12 protein-coding genes, 1 tRNA gene and 1 pseudogene are annotated in these 16,134 nt (G+C 68.5%); 7 read left to right on the forward strand and 7 right to left on the reverse strand.

What is annotated here, in order from left to right:
* Positions 1-436: 436 nt before the first annotated feature.
* Positions 437-1,039: a hypothetical protein gene (locus ACFY0F_RS14015; protein ID WP_388792851.1), complete on the forward strand. Its 603-nt coding sequence runs from the start codon at positions 437-439 to the stop codon at positions 1,037-1,039.
* 821 nt (positions 1,040-1,860) lie between these two features.
* On the opposite strand, the gene ACFY0F_RS14020 is transcribed toward ACFY0F_RS14015, so the two are convergent.
* The gene (locus ACFY0F_RS14020; RefSeq protein ID WP_388792853.1) at positions 1,861-2,943 is read right to left on the reverse strand and encodes a pentapeptide repeat-containing protein; all 1,083 of its coding nucleotides are present in this window, start codon (positions 2,941-2,943) and stop codon (positions 1,861-1,863) included.
* A gap of 270 nt (positions 2,944-3,213) precedes the next feature.
* Complete coding sequence (locus ACFY0F_RS14025; RefSeq protein WP_388792855.1) at positions 3,214-3,426, reverse strand: hypothetical protein; 213 nt, start codon at positions 3,424-3,426, stop codon at positions 3,214-3,216.
* 947 nt (positions 3,427-4,373) lie between these two features.
* Here ACFY0F_RS14025 and ACFY0F_RS14030 point away from each other — a divergent pair.
* Both ACFY0F_RS14030 and ACFY0F_RS14035 read left to right on the forward strand, forming a co-directional pair.
* Entirely contained in the window at positions 4,374-6,185 is a 1,812-nt protein-coding gene (locus tag ACFY0F_RS14030) for a tetratricopeptide repeat protein (protein WP_388792857.1), read from the forward strand.
* Between the two features lie 550 nt (positions 6,186-6,735).
* Positions 6,736-7,670, forward strand: a pseudogene (locus ACFY0F_RS14035) (tyrosine-type recombinase/integrase); the annotation flags it as partial.
* 49 nt (positions 7,671-7,719) lie between these two features.
* Here the strand turns inward: ACFY0F_RS14035 and ACFY0F_RS14040 are convergent.
* Positions 7,720-7,793 (reverse strand) — tRNA-Gly (locus ACFY0F_RS14040).
* 535 nt (positions 7,794-8,328) lie between these two features.
* On the opposite strand from ACFY0F_RS14040, the gene dcd reads away from it, so the two are divergent.
* Genes dcd through ACFY0F_RS14055 form a run of 3 tightly spaced genes read left to right on the forward strand, consistent with a single transcriptional unit; the run spans position 8,329 to position 9,865 of the window.
* On the forward strand, positions 8,329-8,904 hold the full coding sequence (gene dcd / locus ACFY0F_RS14045) for a dCTP deaminase (RefSeq protein WP_388792859.1): 576 nt from the start codon (positions 8,329-8,331) through the stop codon (positions 8,902-8,904).
* A gap of 10 nt (positions 8,905-8,914) precedes the next feature.
* Positions 8,915-9,424: a phosphoribosyltransferase gene (locus ACFY0F_RS14050; RefSeq protein WP_388792861.1), complete on the forward strand. Its 510-nt coding sequence runs from the start codon at positions 8,915-8,917 to the stop codon at positions 9,422-9,424.
* Between the two features lie 33 nt (positions 9,425-9,457).
* Positions 9,458-9,865: a squamosa promoter-binding protein 15 gene (locus tag ACFY0F_RS14055; RefSeq protein WP_388792863.1), complete on the forward strand. Its 408-nt coding sequence runs from the start codon at positions 9,458-9,460 to the stop codon at positions 9,863-9,865.
* Positions 9,866-9,936: 71 nt separating this feature from the next.
* On the opposite strand, the gene ACFY0F_RS14060 is transcribed toward ACFY0F_RS14055, so the two are convergent.
* The 4 genes from ACFY0F_RS14060 to ACFY0F_RS14075 form a co-directional block, all read right to left on the reverse strand.
* Positions 9,937-10,911 carry a Yip1 family protein gene (locus ACFY0F_RS14060; protein ID WP_388792864.1) on the reverse strand — a complete coding sequence of 325 codons (975 nt, stop codon included), beginning with the start codon at positions 10,909-10,911 and terminating at the stop codon, positions 9,937-9,939.
* Between the two features lie 138 nt (positions 10,912-11,049).
* Positions 11,050-12,471 (reverse strand): FG-GAP-like repeat-containing protein, encoded by a 1,422-nt coding sequence (locus tag ACFY0F_RS14065; RefSeq protein WP_388792866.1) that lies wholly within the window; start codon positions 12,469-12,471, stop codon positions 11,050-11,052.
* Between the two features lie 35 nt (positions 12,472-12,506).
* Complete coding sequence (locus ACFY0F_RS14070; protein WP_388792868.1) at positions 12,507-13,919, reverse strand: FG-GAP-like repeat-containing protein; 1,413 nt, start codon at positions 13,917-13,919, stop codon at positions 12,507-12,509.
* Positions 13,920-14,010: 91 nt separating this feature from the next.
* A complete protein-coding gene (locus ACFY0F_RS14075; protein ID WP_388792870.1) occupies positions 14,011-15,492 on the reverse strand; it encodes an FG-GAP and VCBS repeat-containing protein in 1,482 nt (493 codons plus the stop codon).
* Between the two features lie 299 nt (positions 15,493-15,791).
* Here ACFY0F_RS14075 and ACFY0F_RS14080 point away from each other — a divergent pair, with 299 nt between their 5' ends.
* Positions 15,792-16,118, forward strand: a complete 327-nt coding sequence (locus ACFY0F_RS14080) for an antibiotic biosynthesis monooxygenase family protein (RefSeq protein WP_388792871.1) — start codon at positions 15,792-15,794, stop codon at positions 16,116-16,118.
* The last annotated feature ends 16 nt before the right edge of the window (positions 16,119-16,134 follow it).

Raw genomic sequence — 16,134 nt, forward strand, 5'->3', positions numbered from 1 at the left:
GCGGACGCGTGGCGTCAAGGGCTCTGCTCGCGAGGCGCATTGTCAGTGCTCACGGCTAGGGTCTCAGACGCGCGGTCGGCTTCCGAGGTGTCCAACTCTGTAGAGCAGCTGCATCCCCGGCTCTGTTGGGGGTGGCCCGGGCACGACCCGGGGCCTAACCAACGGTCGGGCTTCGTCGATGGCCAAGGAGAGACCCGCCAGCGCCGGCCGCGCACCGAGCAGACGCACGCTTTCCAACTGTGTTGGTGGGGTGGTGGGGTGGTGGGGTGCGTGCAGGGGCGTTCACCTGCGTTCATGGGCGGCTGACGGTCGGGCCGTATGCGCGGGCGAGTCTCCCTTGAACGAGCATGAACGCTGCTGACTGAGAGGGAAACTGAGACGGAGCCCGCGCATTACTCGGGTGACGGTCGGCTGCGGTCGGCGCTAGCGTGCGGCGTTGATCAGCAATGAGGGAGTACGCCTGGGTGGGGAGGCCGCAAGTCGCCTGGCACAGACAGGCATCTATACGTTCGAGCCTGGGCTGACGGACGCCGAGTTCACGCGCATCGAGCGTGAGTACGGCTTCGAGTTCGCGGACGACCACCGAGCATTCCTTGCGGCCGGGCTTCCGGTCAACGTCCCTCCCGAGGACGGGCAGACCTGGTCCAGGCCGTGGCCGGAGTGGCGCGGCGGCGATCTGGACAGTCTTCGTCGACAGCTCGATTGGCCGGTCGAGGGTGTTCTACTCGACGTTGGGCACAACGGGGTCTGGTACGAGGGCTGGGGTGAACGTCCAGCCGACGAGACGGCGGCGCTGGACACGGCGCGGCATCCTCTGGCGGAGGCTCCGGTGCTGGTGCCCGTGGATGCCTACCGATACCTGCCTGCCGGCCGGGGAAGCTTCGGGCATCCGGTGCTCTCGATGTGGCAGACCGACATCAGCTATTACGGCCTGAACCTGGCCGACTACATGCACCAGGAGTTCGACGAAACGCGGGGCGAGGTCGACGAGAGCTGGAACCCGCGAGCGACGCTGGCCTTCTGGCAGGACCTTCTCTGACTCCTCGGAGCCCGTGGCCAGGCGGCGGGCGCGCTCAGCTTGGGAAGCTGAGGTGATCTACGGAACGTTGCCTGGCTGACCTGGACAGGAGCACTGCCGACGCTTGGCCGCTCCTCGGGTTGCTACCCGGTGTTCCCCCTGGTTCCCCGCACGATCTGGCACGGGTCTGGCACGCCTGCCTCCTACGGACGGCAGAGCCGGAGTCGCTAGCATCGTCCGTACCACAGGGGGAGTCATGGCACTGGGGCGTAAGGGCGCACGGCGCATGGTTGCCGATGCCACGGCCTACCGTTGGCGGCTGCGACGCAGGCCTCCCTACTTCCATGGCCTGGCCTGGTCGCCGTGCACGTTCGCGGTCGAGTATGCGCACACCCCGGGGACAACGCTCTTGGTCACTACCGACCAGCCACACCTGAACAACTGAAGCAGGCGAGAGGCCGAACCGGTACTGCCATCCGACGTTGTCCAGGCCATCGAACGCGCCCTGCGCGAGGCTGGACCCCGACGGCTCCATGTTCCACCTTCCATCTCGACCTGTCCGACGGCTTCAGGACCTCGCCCGGCCGGCGGGCGGCACCACGCGCGGCCCGTCACCACAAGGAGTGACTGTCTCAGCGGCGCTTTCTGTACCCCAGCCACTCCCACTCGGACAGCCCGCGCACGTCCGGGATGGTTGTAAAGCGTGCCCGGCGAGTCGCCGATCAGCTTAGTGATCGAGGTGATCGAGCGGCTGGGGTCGGACAGCAGGTCGCAGGCGGCACGGATGATCTCCTCGTCGGCGATGCCGGGGCATCCGCCGATCCGACCGTCATCCGCCACCGCTACGCCTCAGGGGCCCACCCCTCTGGCATCTTCGTGCGCTTGTCAGTCACGATGTCTGTCGTAACTGCCCTGGACAGGTCGGCCCTCGTAAGGATTGCTGCGGAGAGGTCAGCCCCGGACAGGTCGGCCCCCGTCAACGTTGCCCCGGGCAGGGCGGCCTTCGTCAGAGTCGCCTCCTTCAGGACAGCCTCCGTCAAAGTCGCCTTGCCGAACTTGGCCCCCGTCAGCGTTGCCTGTACCAGGTAGGCCTCCGTCAAATCCGCCCTGCGCAGATTGGCGTCCGTCAACGTGGCGTGGGCCAGGTCAGCCCTTGTTAACGTCGCCTCGAAAAGGGTCGCCTTCGCCAGAGTCGTCCTGATCAGAGTGGCCTCCGTCAACGTCGCCCCGGTCAGGTGGGCCCCCGTTAGATCCGCCATGCGCAGGTCGGCGTAGGTGAGATCTGCGGCCTTCAGACGTGCACCAGCGAGGTGAAGCCCACGCAAATCGAGCTGCTGGCGTGGGTCGACGTGGGTGCGTGACTCTGCTCGGGTGAGTGCTGTGAGCGCTGCCTGTACGTCTGCCTCCAGTTCATTGGGAAGGCCGCCGCGGTCGGGGTCGTTCTGACGTCGGGCTTTAGGAGCCCGGTGGCGGATGAAGTGGCCGAGGACCTCGGCCGCGTCGGTGGCTGCCTGTTCGGGGGCGTCCTGCACGATCTGCTCGAGGGCGAGGATGCCACCGATACGGACGTAGATTTCGGGCGAGCCCAGCCGTTCAAGAGCTTTGGTGAAGCGGTCGGTGATCTGCCCGCGCCGGGTGAGACGGTAGGTGCGGGCGGTGTAGAGCAGGGCGATACCCGCACCGAGAGCAGCAACAACCGCGACCAGAGCGGTACGCAGGCCGGTGACGAGGGCTGCTGATCCTTCACCGAGAGCTTTGCGATCGATGTACTTGGCATCCAGGACATAGGGGCCGCGCCAGATAAGCCATGGGAGGCCGACCACAATTGCAAGGCCTCCCATCGCCATCAGGGCCACCAGCCCCCGTCGTCGAAGACGGTCGGCTCTCCTGACGCGCTCCCGGCGTCGGTCCAGCGCGGCACCCATCCGTAAAGCGCTCTTTCGTCGGCGAGCGCTCCTACGCACTTGAGCCAGGGCATACGGCCTTTGGGCCAAGTAAGACAACAGGTCCATGCCTGCTAGACAACCTTCAGGCTTGGTGCGGTTGCAGAGTTCCAGCCTGACCCAGCCAGACCATGATCAATCTCGGCGACGTTCGGCCCGAACCTCGGTATCTCCTGGTAGAACCACCTCAACCTGGTAGCGGCGTGGTCGCTACGGCCTGCACGCGACCATCGCCGTCCGAGGCTGTTGATGTCACCGGGTGATGTCAGTGAGAGTTTCAGCGAAGGCAGTAGTAAGCGCAGCAGCGAGGGCAAGGACAGCAGCGAAGGTGATGGCGGCGCGGGTCACGACGGTGGCCCAGGTGGCGCCATCGAAGTGAGCGAGTGTGGCTGCGCCGGCCGCCGCCAACAAGGCGATGACGACGACGATTGCGGTAGCGAGGAGGACAATGGCGATGACAGACACGGCAACTCCTGTGAGAAGTCCGGGGCGTTGACGTGTCCCAAGGTCGTCCGGCGGATGGGCGCCGAGGTGCGGCCGAACACGGGTGCACACAGGCGAACACGGGGACGGAGGGGGATGTGCAGGGCAAGCAAGTGAGTCGTGGGGCAGCGCTGATGGAGCTGCGGGCACGGTTGGCAGACGGACTAGCAAAAGCCAGGCTGAATAAGACGCAGCTCGCAACCCGGGCCGGATTGGGCCGGACGACGGTGCAGTCCGCATTTCAGGACGGCGGACCTGTTCCATCGGCGGAGAGCGTGGTGGCGCTAGCCCGGGCGCTGAAATTGTCGGAGAATGAACTGCTCGATCTGCGACGGACCGCCGCGGGTGAGGACGCGGTCGCCCCCCAGAACGATTTGGGGCCCGGCAAGCCGATCGCAGAGTGGAACCCCTACGCCCTGGAGGTCCACCCATCTGGCCCGGCTGTTCAAGGGACCGCTCTGGCGGACGGACTGGTGCTGCCAGGTTACGTGAGGAGGAACCACGACCAGCTTCTGACCAGCGCCGTGAATGACGCAATGCAGGGCCGGAGTCGGATGATGGTCCTCGTGGGTTCTTCGTCAGCAGGGAAGACGCGGGCGTGTTGGGAGGCAGTCCAGCTTCTCGCTGACCAGGGCTGGTTGCTGTGGCACCCATTCGATCCGACCCGGGTGGAGGCCGCCCTACAAGACCTCGCCCGTGTGACCCCGCGGACGGTTATTTGGCTGAACGAGGCGCAGCACTACCTTGGGGATCCGAGCGCCGGTGAACGAGTCGCAGCCGGCCTTCATGCCCTCCTGACCGACCACGGGCGAGGGCCGGTCCTCGTCCTAGGCACTCTCTGGCCCGAGTACGCCCAGACCTACACCACCGTTCCCCAGCCGGGTAGGTCGGATCTGCACAGTCGAGTCCGGGAGCTTCTCTCCGGATGCATGGTCACCGTCCCTGACACTTTCGATGAAGAGGCGTTGCGCACGGCCACAACCCTGGCGGAGGCGGGCGACGCGCTGTTGGCAGATGCCCTCACCCGTGCCCGCACCACAGGTCGGGTCGCCCAGGATCTAGCGGGTGCCCCGGAATTGCTTCGCCGCTACGAACAGGCCGTACCGCCGACTAGAGCGTTGTTGGAGGCGGCGATGGACGCTCGCCGACTGGGTGTCGGCTTGCACCTGCCACAAGCCTTCCTGACCGACGCGGCTACGGACTACCTCAGCGACGACGAATTCGATGAGTTGAGCGAGGACTGGGCTGAGGCCGCCTACGCCGACCTCGCACAGCCCGTCCACGGCAAGCAGGCTCCCCTTCGTCGTACTGGGGCACGTCCGGCCCGCCGCCCGCCCGGCAGGTCGACACAGCCCGCCACCGAGACTTCACCGGCCGGAATGGGACCAGTCTTTCGGCTTGCCGACTATCTCGAACAACATGGCCGCACCGCTCGACGGCGACTATGTCCCCCGGCCTCGTTCTGGCACGCGGCATATACCCACCTAACAAGCCCCAACGACCTCAGGAATGTCGCCCAAGAAGCCGAACACATGCAGCGTCTGCAGTGGTCCCACGATCTCTATGACGCTGCCGCCAAGGCGGGGAGTGCTGAGGCTCTAGTCCATCTTGCGCGGCTTCGGATGAGGGCTGGGGATGGGGAGGGTGCAGAGGAGTTGTTGCGGCGTGCAGTTGACGCGGGCCACAGTTCAGCCCTGTTGGCTCTGGCGCGGCTTCGGATGACGGCTGGGGATGCCGAGGGTGCTGAGGGACTGTTGCGGCGTGCAGTTGATGTCGGTTATCCCCCGGCGCTAGTCGATTTGGCTCGGTTGCGACAGGAAGCTGGAGACCCGGAGGAAGCGACGGATCTGCTTCAGCGCGCGGTTGATGCTGACCTTCCCTATGCACTGCTTGGTCTGACGCGATTGCTTGAGCAAGCTGGAGATCGGGAGGGTGCCGAAGAGGCAGCGTGGCGCGCCGTCGAAGCGGGCCACACCGTAACCCTCGGAGATATGCCCTGGCTCATGGACGGGGTTTGTGAGGCTGGCTTTCAGAATCGGCTGGGGCATGCGGTGGACGCTCAAAACACCTTCGTCCTGGATGATCTTGCGCGGCTTCGGATGAGGGCTGGGGATGGGGAGGGTGCAGAGGAGTTGTTGCGGCGTGCAGTTGACGCGGGCCACAGTTCAGCCCTGTTAGCTCTGGCGCGGCTTCGGATGACGGCTGGAGATGCTGAGGGTGCAGAGGGACTGTTGCGGCGCGCAGCTGATGCTGGTCACACCTCAGCTTTAGACCGTCTGGTAACAGAGCGGATGAGGGCTGGGGACAGGGACGGTGCAGAGGAACTGCTGCAGCGCGCAGCTGATGCTGGCCGGACCGCTGTGTTACTCGATCTGGCCCAACTGCGGATGGAGGCTGGTGACAGGGAGGGCGCTGAAGGACTGCTGCGGCGTGCAGTTGATGCTGGCCACGTCATCGCCTTGGACACCTTGGCGCGTCTGCGTGAAGAAGCTGGGGATACTGAGGAGGCCGAAGCCATCGCGTGGGCGGCCGCTGATGCAGGAAATCGCTTCGTGCTAGTTAAGCTGGCGCGCATGCGGCAGCAGGCCGGAAATCAACAGGGGGCCGAGCATCTCCTTCGTCAAGCTGCCGATGCTGGCTACACAGATCCCTCCCCTATGACAGAGGAATGGGTTTCGACTGCACCGGAGTGGCGTCACGGGCTCGATCCGGACGGTACTCCTACGCCTCCCTGGCGGTGACGGCGTCTGCTCCGGCACCTTCCGCCAAGCGGCAATTTCTTGGCTCGCTGCTGCCAGCTCGACAACCTCCCTCTAGTCGACGGGTGTGAGCACGTTCACTGTTTCGTCCGTGCCCAGCTCAAAATCCTTTTTTGAACTGGTATGCGGCTAGGGAGTTTGAGAGCGCGCAGAGTGTCCCTGAATGGAATCGTATGTGAATGCTGAACCTTAAAGGCCGCCTTGTTGATCGAGATTAATCCGATGGATAGGTAACAGTTGCGATCCCCGCCGCCGAATGCGCGCTCAAGGCAATCATGGTGCGATAGCCTATTAATGGTCTTATCCGAAGCGCAGACGAAGCGGCGTGACTGTCCTGCGCCTATCACCAAGGGTGAGTCAAAAATGGGGCCATGATCAAGCTTCCTAGACGTAACGCTGGACGACCTGCCGTCCGTGTCATCTCCATCAATCTGCACATGCAGGTATGTGTGCTTTTCATCGACTGGATAGTGACCTAGCTTGAGATCGACGTCGATTTCGTCGCCAATTACGAATGCATGGCCGTCCTGCTTGGGTGGAGGAACGCGAGTTGGCCCCACTCACTCAGGACCTCTATCGCTACCTCCTCGACAAGCACCTGACCGCCTTCGCTGACTCGGACTTGGACGAGATCACCGCTCCGCGCGTCCGTGAGTGGCGCGCCGAACGGCTCCGCGTCACGGGTGCCAAGACGATGACTGCCAAGGCGTACCGACTTCTCAAGGCCATCATGGAGACGCCCACGACGACGAGTTGATCCAGCGCAACCCGTGCCGGGTCAAGGGGGCCGGTAAGGAGAAGGCTGCCGAGCGCCGTATCGCCACCGTCGCCCAGGTCGACGCTCTCGCCGAAGCCGTGGGGATGCGCTGGCGGCTCATGGTCTACCTCGGCGCCTACGGTCCGATGCGGCCGGAAGAGCTGGCAGGCCTTCGTCGCCGGGACGTCGACCTGGACACCCTCCGCATCCGCGTTCGCCTCGCCGAGCCGGAGCGGATGGACGGGCGACGCGTCCAGGGTGAGACCAAGAGTGAGGCCGGAACCCGGACTGTGATTCTTCCCGCGTTCCTCCGCCGGGAGCTCCGTTGGCACCTGGAGTCGTACGCCGAGCCGGGGCCCGATGGGCTGCTCTTCGTGGGGGAGAAGGGGGCGCCCTTCCGTCGCAGCACCTTCGGTCGGAGGTGGCGCAGGGCGCGTGAGGTCGTCGGCATGCCAGAGGGCTTCCGGTTCTACGACCTCCGGCACACCGGTCACACGCTCTCCACCCGCTCCGGCGCCACTCTCAAGGACACGATGGTCCGTGCGGGGCAGTCGTCGGAGAAGGCCGCGTTGATCTACCAGCACTCCGACGACGAGCGCCAGGAAGAGGTTGCCGCCGGCCTCGACGCCACCGTCCGGAAGGCTCGGGCCGCTGTAGCCAGGAAGGCCCCCGACGAGCCTTCTGGCACGAATCTGGCACGCGGCGGGTGATCGCAGCGCACAACAACAAGGCCCAGGTCTCTGACCTGGGCCTTCAGCATGGAGCGGGTGACGAGAATCGAACTCGCGCTCTCAGCTTGGGAAGCTGATGTTCTACCATTAAACTACACCCGCGTAAGACGGACGGACCCGGATCGGGGCCGTGTCCGAACGCTCGCTCACTGTACCTCATCGCAGACCTGTGTGCTGGAGCCGCAGGTGTTTCGGGGATGTCCGCCGGCATGGGATCCGGGTGCGGGGGAACTGAGTTGGGGCGTAGCGTGGTGGCGTGACCCAGGGGCCCGGTGGGGGCGGAGTGCCGCCTGGAGGGTCGTCTCTTTGATGCCCTAATGTGGCTTTTGTCGTCAGGGCAGTCAGCCGGACGCGGCTCTTGGGGAAGGGACTCTTGGACTTGATGGAACGCACCGTCGTCCGCTGTGCCGATGGGCACGTGTTCAGCACCGCTTCGTTCCCGATGCAGCAGGCCGAGCGACTCGGCCCCGGTCGGCTCGTCCGGTGTCCACGGTGTGCCCGGTTGCGCAATGCCGTACCGGTGGCTCTCGAGAAGCGGTAGCCGCGGCAGCGGACAGCAGGCAGCGGACAGCAGTACCTCGGCGCGTGGAACCGTCACGATTGTCACGGCTCCGCGCGCCTTGCGTATCCTCGGGACGTGCTTCTCTCAGACAAGGACATCCGGGCCGAGATCGACGCCGGACGGGTGCGGATCGATCCCTACGACGAATCCATGGTGCAGCCGTCGAGCATCGACGTGCGGCTGGACCGGTACTTCCGGGTGTTCGAGAATCACCGGTACCCGCACATCGACCCCTCCATCGAGCAGGTGGATCTCACCCGGCTCGTGGAGCCCGAGGGCGACGAGCCGTTCATCCTGCACCCCGGGGAGTTCGTCCTCGCCTCGACGTACGAGGTCATCACGCTGCCCGACGATCTCGCCTCGCGGCTGGAGGGGAAGAGTTCCCTCGGGCGGCTCGGGCTCGTCACGCACTCCACCGCCGGGTTCATCGACCCCGGGTTCAGCGGGCACGTGACCCTGGAGCTGTCCAACCTCGCCACGCTCCCCATCAAGCTCTGGCCGGGCATGAAGATCGGGCAGCTGTGCATGTTCCGGCTCAGCTCGCCGGCCGAGTTCCCCTACGGCAGCGAGCGGTACGGATCCCGCTACCAGGGGCAGCGCGGGCCCACCGCCTCGCGGTCGTTCAAGAACTTCCACCGGACGCAGGTGTGAGGGCCGCAGCATGAGTGACGTGCGGGAGAACCTGAGCTACGAGCGGTTCGGCACGGCCGTGCGTGAGCTGGCGCAGACCATCGCCGACGACGGGTTCGCACCCGACATAGTGCTGAGCATCGCGCGCGGCGGGGTCTTCGTGGCCGGCGGGCTGGCCTATGCCCTCGACTGCAAGAACATCCACCTCGTCAACGTGGAGTTCTACACCGGTGTGGGGACCACGCTTCCCATGCCGGTCATGCTCGCTCCCGTTCCGAACGTCATCGACTTCTCCGACAAGAAGGTGCTCATCACCGACGACGTCGCCGACACGGGGAAGACGCTGAAGCTGGTGCGCGATTTCTGCCGCGACACCGTCGCCGAGGTGCGGTCCGCCGTGATCTATGAGAAGTCCCACTCCCTCGTGAAGTGCGAGTACGTGTGGAAGCGGACCGATGACTGGATCAACTTCCCGTGGAGTGTCCTGCCTCCGGTGAGCAGGTCGGGCGAGGCGCCCAAGGAGAACCGGGAAGCGCTTTGAGCTGCCCGTGACGGCGGGATGGGGGGCTGGTCCGTGAGCTGGGTGGCCAATGTGATGGTCTGCGCCGACGCCTCGGACTGGAGGAACGTCGAGGCGCTGAGCGACTGGCTTCGGGACGAGGCGCCGCGGCGGCGGCAACCGGGCGCTGTCGGCGTCGGTTCCCTGCGGCTGATCACGGGGCCGGATGCCGGATGGGGTGGCGCGAAGAACCCCGAATGCGAGGTTTGGGCCGGCGCTCTCAACCATGCCGACCTCGACGCGCTCCGGCAACGGTTCGCCGGGACGCCCTGGCGGGTTCCCGGTGCCGTACAGCTCTTGATCATGGATCAGGAGGAGTGGTTCTTCCGCCTGTGGATGATCCGGGACGGGGAGCTGCGGCAGTACGCCCCGCCGGCGCCGGCCGAGGAGGACGACGGATTCCACGGCTTCCACGGCACCTGACCCGCACCACGCGCGAAGGGCCCCGGCTGTCCTCCAGCCGGGGCCCTTCGCGTGTCGTGCCGCCCGGTCGGCTAGAACGTGCCGAGCTTCACGATCGACAGCAGGGCGATCAGCTGGATCGCCGACGCGCCGAGGGCCTTCGGCCAGGGCAGGTCGTGGGAGCGGCTGACCATCAGGGTGAGCAGGGCGCCCGCGGCGATCCAGGTGGCCCAGCCCAGCAGCTGGACGAAGCCCGCGTCGCCGCCGAAGAACATGGCGAGGGCCAGACGGGGCGCGTCCGTGATGGACATGATCAGCATGGAGAGGCCGACCGTGGGCTGCCAGGCGCCGTCGCCGCCGAGCTGGCGGGCCAGGGTGTGGGTGACCACGCCGAGGATGAAGGCCGACAGCACCATCGCCACGGCCGTCGTCAGGACGATCGGCACCGCGTTGGAGAGGGTGGCGTTGATCGCGTCCGCACGGGCGCCGTCGAAGCCGAAGACGGCGAGGAGACCGTAGAGGAAGGTCACGATGAGGGCCGGGCCCCACATCGTGTAGTCGCGCATCCGGAGGAAGGTCTGGTCGGGGGAGAGGACGATCCCCCGCAGCAGTTCCTTCCAGTGCAGGGGCGGGCCGATCGGGCCGGACGGGGCCGCGGCGCCCGCGTGGTAGGTCTCACCCTGCGTGTAGGAGGCGGCCTCGTCGATCGAGAAGGCCTGGGTGTGGCCCGGGCTGTCGGCCGCGTACGGGTCGGGGGCGCCGCCCCGACCGGGGTAGCCGCCGCCGTCGCCGAAGTACTCCGGCCCGTCGCCGCCCTGGCCCCCGTAACCGCCGCCCGCCTGCGGCCACTGACCGTGTCCGCCCGCGCCACCGCCGTACTGCGGCCGCTGCTGCGGGTACGGCTGCGGCGCCGGCGGGTAACCGTACGACGGTCCCTGCGGCGCCTGCCGGCCGTACGACGACGGTCCCTGCGGGGCCTGCCGGCCGTGCGACGATCCCTGCGGGGCCTGCTGTCCTTGCGGGGCGCGGTTGTCCCGGCCCCCGCGTCCGATCCTGAATCCAGCCACGTCTTCGAACGTACCCGGTCCCGCAGAGTGACGTGCCGGGCCCGGCGTCCGGAACCGGCTTTGCTGCCGAGCTGTGACATCCCCTAGGGGGCAGCAAGTTGCTCCCCCCAGGGGGTGCGGTCGCCGGCCGTGCCCTGGTCAGCCGCCCAGGACCGATCCGTAGGCCGGCGCGCCCGCCGTGGAGACGCCGGTGGCCGCCGGGCCGAAGCTCAGCGCGCCGGTCGTGGTCGGGCCCGTGGAGGTGCCGGGCAGGGACCAGACCGAGCCGTCGCCGGAGTTCTCGCCCGGACCGCCCACGGTGAGTTCCGGGCGGTGGTCGCCGGAGTGGTCGGCGAGCAGGACGCGGGCGCCGAAGCGGTCGCCCTGCTCGGCGGTGCCGGGGACGCCCGCCGTGTTCTGGGTGAAGGTCTTGGCGCCGGTCGTCCTCAGCCCGGAGGCCGAGCCGTACAGGACGGTCACCGCGCCGGCGCCGGAGTCCTCCCCGGACGCACCGACGGCGAGGTCCGCGTAGCCGTCGGCGTTGAGGTCACCCAGGAAGACGCTGCTGCCGAACGCGTCGCCCGTCTCGGCGGCGCCGGGGACGCCGCTGGTGTCCTGGGTGACGACGAACGGGGCGCGGGAGGTGTCGCGGCCGTCGGGGCCGCCGTAGACGATCGTGACCTTGCCGCCCTTGGCGCCGGCCGGGTCGGCGGAGGTCTCGTGCTCGTTGCCGACGGCGATGTCCGCGTACCCGTCGTGGTCGATGTCGGCGATCGAGGAGACGTAGCCGGCGGGGAGGTTCCGCATCCAGTCGGCGTAGTTGGCGATGGACGGGTCGGCCAGGTGGGTGATCGCGTCGTCGGTGCCGGGCCGGCGCCCGTGCAGCACCAGGCTGGTGTGCGAGGAGGACGTCACGGGCCCCAGGGACAGGGAGGTGACGCCGTAGGAGTCCGAGTAGGCGTCCAGGAACCCGCCGGAACCGCCGTTGAATGCGCCGGACTTGGTGATCGGCCCCTTGATGAAGGACAGGTTGACCGGGCCGGTGGAGCCGACCGCCACATCCGTGTCGCCGTCGTTGTCGAGGTCGCCCGCGGCCAGTGCCTGGCCGTAGCGGTCCGCGTCCTCGGGCCAGTAGTCGATGAGCGTACGGGCGCCGGAGAGGCCGGACGAGGAGCCCCAGACGATGACCACCGTGCCGTCGTTGGTGTCGCCGTCGGTGTCCTCGCCGGGGGCGCCGACCAGGAGGTCCGCGTAGCCGTCCTTGTTCAGGTCGGCGGAGGCGACGGCGGCCCCGAAGGCGTCGCCGGCCTCGGCGGAACCGGGTATGCCGGCGGTGTTCTGGGTGAGCAGGGTGCGGGTGGAGGTCTTCAGGCCGGTCGGGCTGCCGTACACGACGGACACGGCGCCCGCCTTCGCCTGGCCGCCGACCGTGGCGCCGGGCGCGCCGACGGCGAGGTCGACGCGGCCGTCGCCGTTGAAGTCGTACGGGGCGGCGGTCCCGGCGGCGTGGGCGGCCGGGGCGGTCAGGACGAGGGGGGCCAGGGCCGCGGCGAGAACGGCGGCGGTGGCACGGAGGCGCATGGGGTTTCCTTGACGTGAGCGGAGCGGGCGGTGGGTCACTGGGCGATGGCCCAGCCGAAGTCGCCGTTGCCCTTGAGGGCGACGTCGGCGGCGGTGACGGACGTGGCCCCCGTGGTGGTCAGGCCCGTGGCGGAGCCGCGCAGCACGGTGACGGCGCCGTGGCCGTTCTCGCCGCCGGCGCCCGCGACGAGGTCGGCCTTGCCGTTCCTGTCGAGGTCGACGAGGCGGACGGCCTGGCCGAAGTCGTCCCCGGACTCGGCCGTGCCGGGGACGCCCGAGGTGTTCTGCGTGTAGGACACGGAGCCGGACGTCCTCAGGCCGGACGCGGAGCCGAACAGGACGGTCACGGAGCCGGCGTCCCGTGCGGAGCCGACGTCCTCGCCCAGGGCGCCGACCGCGACGTCGGCGTAGCCGTCGCCGTTGATGTCGCCGGTGGCGATCGCGCCGCCGAAGAAGTCGTCGGTCTCGCCGGTGCCGGGCACGCCCGCGGTGTCCTGGTCGACCACCGTCGGCTGCTGCGCGGGGTCGGGACCGTTCGGTCCGCCGTACCAGACGCTGATCTGGCCGCCCTTGTGACCGGACTTCTTGTACGGGGACGGGTCCTGGTGGTCGCCGAGGACGAGGTCGCCGTAGCCGTCGCCGTTGATGTCGGCGACCGAGCCCGCGAAGCCGTCGGCGTTCGGCAGGTCCTTCAGGGCGTACTTGGTGCCGGTCCAGGTGAAGTAGCCGATGACCCCGCCCTCGTCGCTGTCCAGGGTGTAGGGGTACACGCGCTCGGCCGTGCCGTCGCCGTTGAGGTCGCCGGCGGTGACCTCGTAGGTGGAGCCGACCTCGCTGATCGAGGTGTGGCTCGCCGGGGCGCCGGTGCGGGCGAAGGGGCCCCGGTACAGGCGGGTGCGGCTCTGGCCGGTGACGGTGACGTCGGTTCTGCCGTCACCGTCGAAGTCGCCGACCGCGAGACCGGAGCCGTAGCCGCCCCACTCGGCGAGTGTGGACGGCTGGGGCAGCGAGGCCCCGCCGGACAGGCCGGACGGGCCGCCCCACAGGACGGTGACGGAGCCGACGCCGTCCCGGTCGCCGATGCCCTCGCGGGGGGCGCCGACGACGAGGTCACAGTAGCCGTCGCCGTCCAGGTCGCCGGCGGCCAGGCTGCTGCCGAAGCCGTCCAGTTCCTCGGCCGTGCCGGGGACGCCGGCGGAGTTCTGGGTGATCACGGTCCGGCGGGCGGCGGAGACGCCGGAGGAGGATCCGTAGAGCACGACGACGGCGCCGGCCAGCTGTGCGGTGCCGACCTGGGTGCCGGAGGCGCCGATGGCGACGTCCCGGTAGCCGTCGCCGTTGAAGTCACCGGACAGGCGGGACGGCGCGGCGGTGGCCGGGGTGGCGGGGAGAGCGGTGAGCAGGCCGGTGGTGAGGGTGGCGGCCAGCAGGAGGGTGCACTTGCGCAAGGCGGGGACTTTCCTGTGCGGAGCGGAGGACGGGCCCGGCGGGTGGCTGCGGGCCCGTCCCCCGCGGGTGAGAGCGGGGTGGTACGGCGGCTCAGTCGGCGAAGAGGGCGCCGAACTGCGGGCTGCCCGTCGTCGAGACGCCCACGGCGCTCGCCGGGACGGCGCGGGAGCCGGTCGCGGTGATCTTCGTGCCGTTGGACGGCAGGTAGGTCAGCGCGCCGTCGCCGCCGTTCTCGTACGAGCCCACGACCAGGTCGGCCTTGCCGTCGCCGGTGACGTCGTCGAGCTTGACGTCGGCGCCGAAGAGGTCGTCCTTCTCGTCGCCGTCGGGGACGCCCGCGGTGTTCTGGGAGAAGGCCTGGGCGCCGGTGGTGGTGTTGATGCCGGTGGCGGAGCCGTACAGGACGGTGACCTGGCCGGTGTTGCTGACGCCGTCGATGTCCTCGTTCGGGGAGCTGACGACGAGGTCCTGGTAGTGGTCGCCGTTGACGTCACCGAGGTCGAGGTCCCAGCCGAAGCCGTCGCCGGTCTCCGCGGTGCCGGGCACGTTGCCGGTGTCCTGGTTGACGGACTTGACGGGGCCCGGGCCGGACGCGGTGCCGTAGGTGATGGCGACCCGGCCGCCCTTGGCGCTGTCCGGGATGGTGGTGCCGTCGCTGTCCTTCGCGTCCCAGGAGGCGCCGCTGACGATGTCGCCGAAGCCGTCGCCGTTGATGTCGCCGACGGCCGTGATGATGCCGGACTTGAGGGCCTTGGCGCCGGACACGCTCAGGCCGTTCGCGGTGCCGGGCAGCCAGTAGTTGGTGTTCCAGTGGGACGAGGTCCTGGTCTCGTACCCGTCGACGATCAGGTCGGTGCGGCCGTCGCCGTTGACGTCACCGGCGGTCAGGCTCATCGGACCGAACGGCGAGTCGTTGCTGCCGGTCTCGATGGGCGGCTTGACGGTCGTACGGCCGCCCGGTGTGCCGGAGGTGCTGAAGCCGCCCTTGTAGACGTAGAGCGTGTTGGAGGAGCTGCCGACGGCCAGGTCGGCCTTGCCGTCGCCGTCGAAGTCGCCGGCGGCGAGGTCCTTGCCCCAGTAGTCGTGGGAGCCGGTGGCCGGGTCGGGTACGTCGATGCTCTTGCCGGTGAGGCCGCTCGCGGAGCCCCACAGGATGGCGAGGGCGCCACCGTTGGTGTCGGTGCCGACCTTCTCGTACGGGGAGCCGACGGCGAGGTCGTCGTAGCCGTCGCCGTTGAAGTCGGCGTAGGCCAGCTCCGCGCCGAAGCCGTCGCCGGCCTCGGCGGTGCCGGGGACGCCGGCGGTGTTCTGGCTGAGGGTGGTGCGCTTGGCGGAGGTCACGCCGGAGGCGGAGCCGTACAGCGCGACGACCTGGCCGGCGCCCTTGTGGCCGCTGACGTAGGCGGTGGGGGCGGAGGTCACCACGTCGCCGATGCCGTCGCCGTTGAAGTCGGCCTTCGCGACCGTGGTGGAGTCCGCGGCCGAGGCGGTCGTGGCCGCGAAGGTGAGCAGACCGCCCGTCAGCGCGGCCGCGGTGGCCGTCGCGAGGGCGAGTCGCAGGGGTCTGTGCATGCGGGGTCTCCTGCTGCATGCGGGGGACGCCTGGCGGGGCATCCGCAGTCGATGGGGTGCGACCGTTCGGCGGTGCGGCGATGCGTGCTGAGCACGGGAGCGGTCGGCGATCAGGAGACCTGCGGCGGGAAGTAAGGGTTGTACGTGAGTTCGGTAATTTTCTGAGGTTGCTGTGGGGTGGTGCAGGGGCAGCCCCGTGCCGCCCCCCAGGCCCCGGCCCGTCGACACCTGCGGGGCGCATTCGTCGGGCCCCACCGCCGCCTGAGCGCTGTCGCGCATGAGGAGGCAGGATGGGGTCCATGAGCGTAGTCAAGATCAACGTACTGACCGTTCCCGCCGAGCAGCGCGAGACCCTCGAGAAGCGGTTCGCCTCGCGGGCGCACGCCGTGGAGGGCTCCGACGGCTTCGAGTGGTTCGAACTGCTGCGCCCCGTCGAGGGCACCGACCAGTACCTCGTGTACACGCGCTGGCGGGACGAGGAGTCCTTCCAGGCGTGGATGGAGGGGCCGATGAAGTCCGCGCACCAGGGCGGCGGTGAGGGCGCCGAGCGGCCCAAGCCGGCGGCTTCCGGCTCGACCCTCTGGTCCTTCGAGGTGGTGCAGCACGCGGGGCCGAAGGGAGAGTAGGCCGCGGCGACGGGAA

It is taken from the genome of Streptomyces sp. NPDC001544 (genome assembly GCF_042894285.1).
Taxonomy (GTDB): domain Bacteria; phylum Actinomycetota; class Actinomycetes; order Streptomycetales; family Streptomycetaceae; genus Streptomyces.

Coding starts and splice junctions, on each gene's coding strand:
- ACFY0F_RS14020 (WP_388792853.1), bottom strand. CDS start 2,943: ATGGGTGCCGCGCTGGACCGACGCCGGGAGCGCGTCAGGAGAGCCGAC.
- ACFY0F_RS14050 (WP_388792861.1), top strand. CDS start 8,915: ATGAGTGACGTGCGGGAGAACCTGAGCTACGAGCGGTTCGGCACGGCC.
- ACFY0F_RS14080 (WP_388792871.1), top strand. CDS start 15,792: ATGAGCGTAGTCAAGATCAACGTACTGACCGTTCCCGCCGAGCAGCGC.
- ACFY0F_RS14065 (WP_388792866.1), bottom strand. CDS start 12,471: ATGCGCCTCCGTGCCACCGCCGCCGTTCTCGCCGCGGCCCTGGCCCCC.
- ACFY0F_RS14030 (WP_388792857.1), top strand. CDS start 4,374: ATGGTCACCGTCCCTGACACTTTCGATGAAGAGGCGTTGCGCACGGCC.
- ACFY0F_RS14075 (WP_388792870.1), bottom strand. CDS start 15,492: ATGCACAGACCCCTGCGACTCGCCCTCGCGACGGCCACCGCGGCCGCG.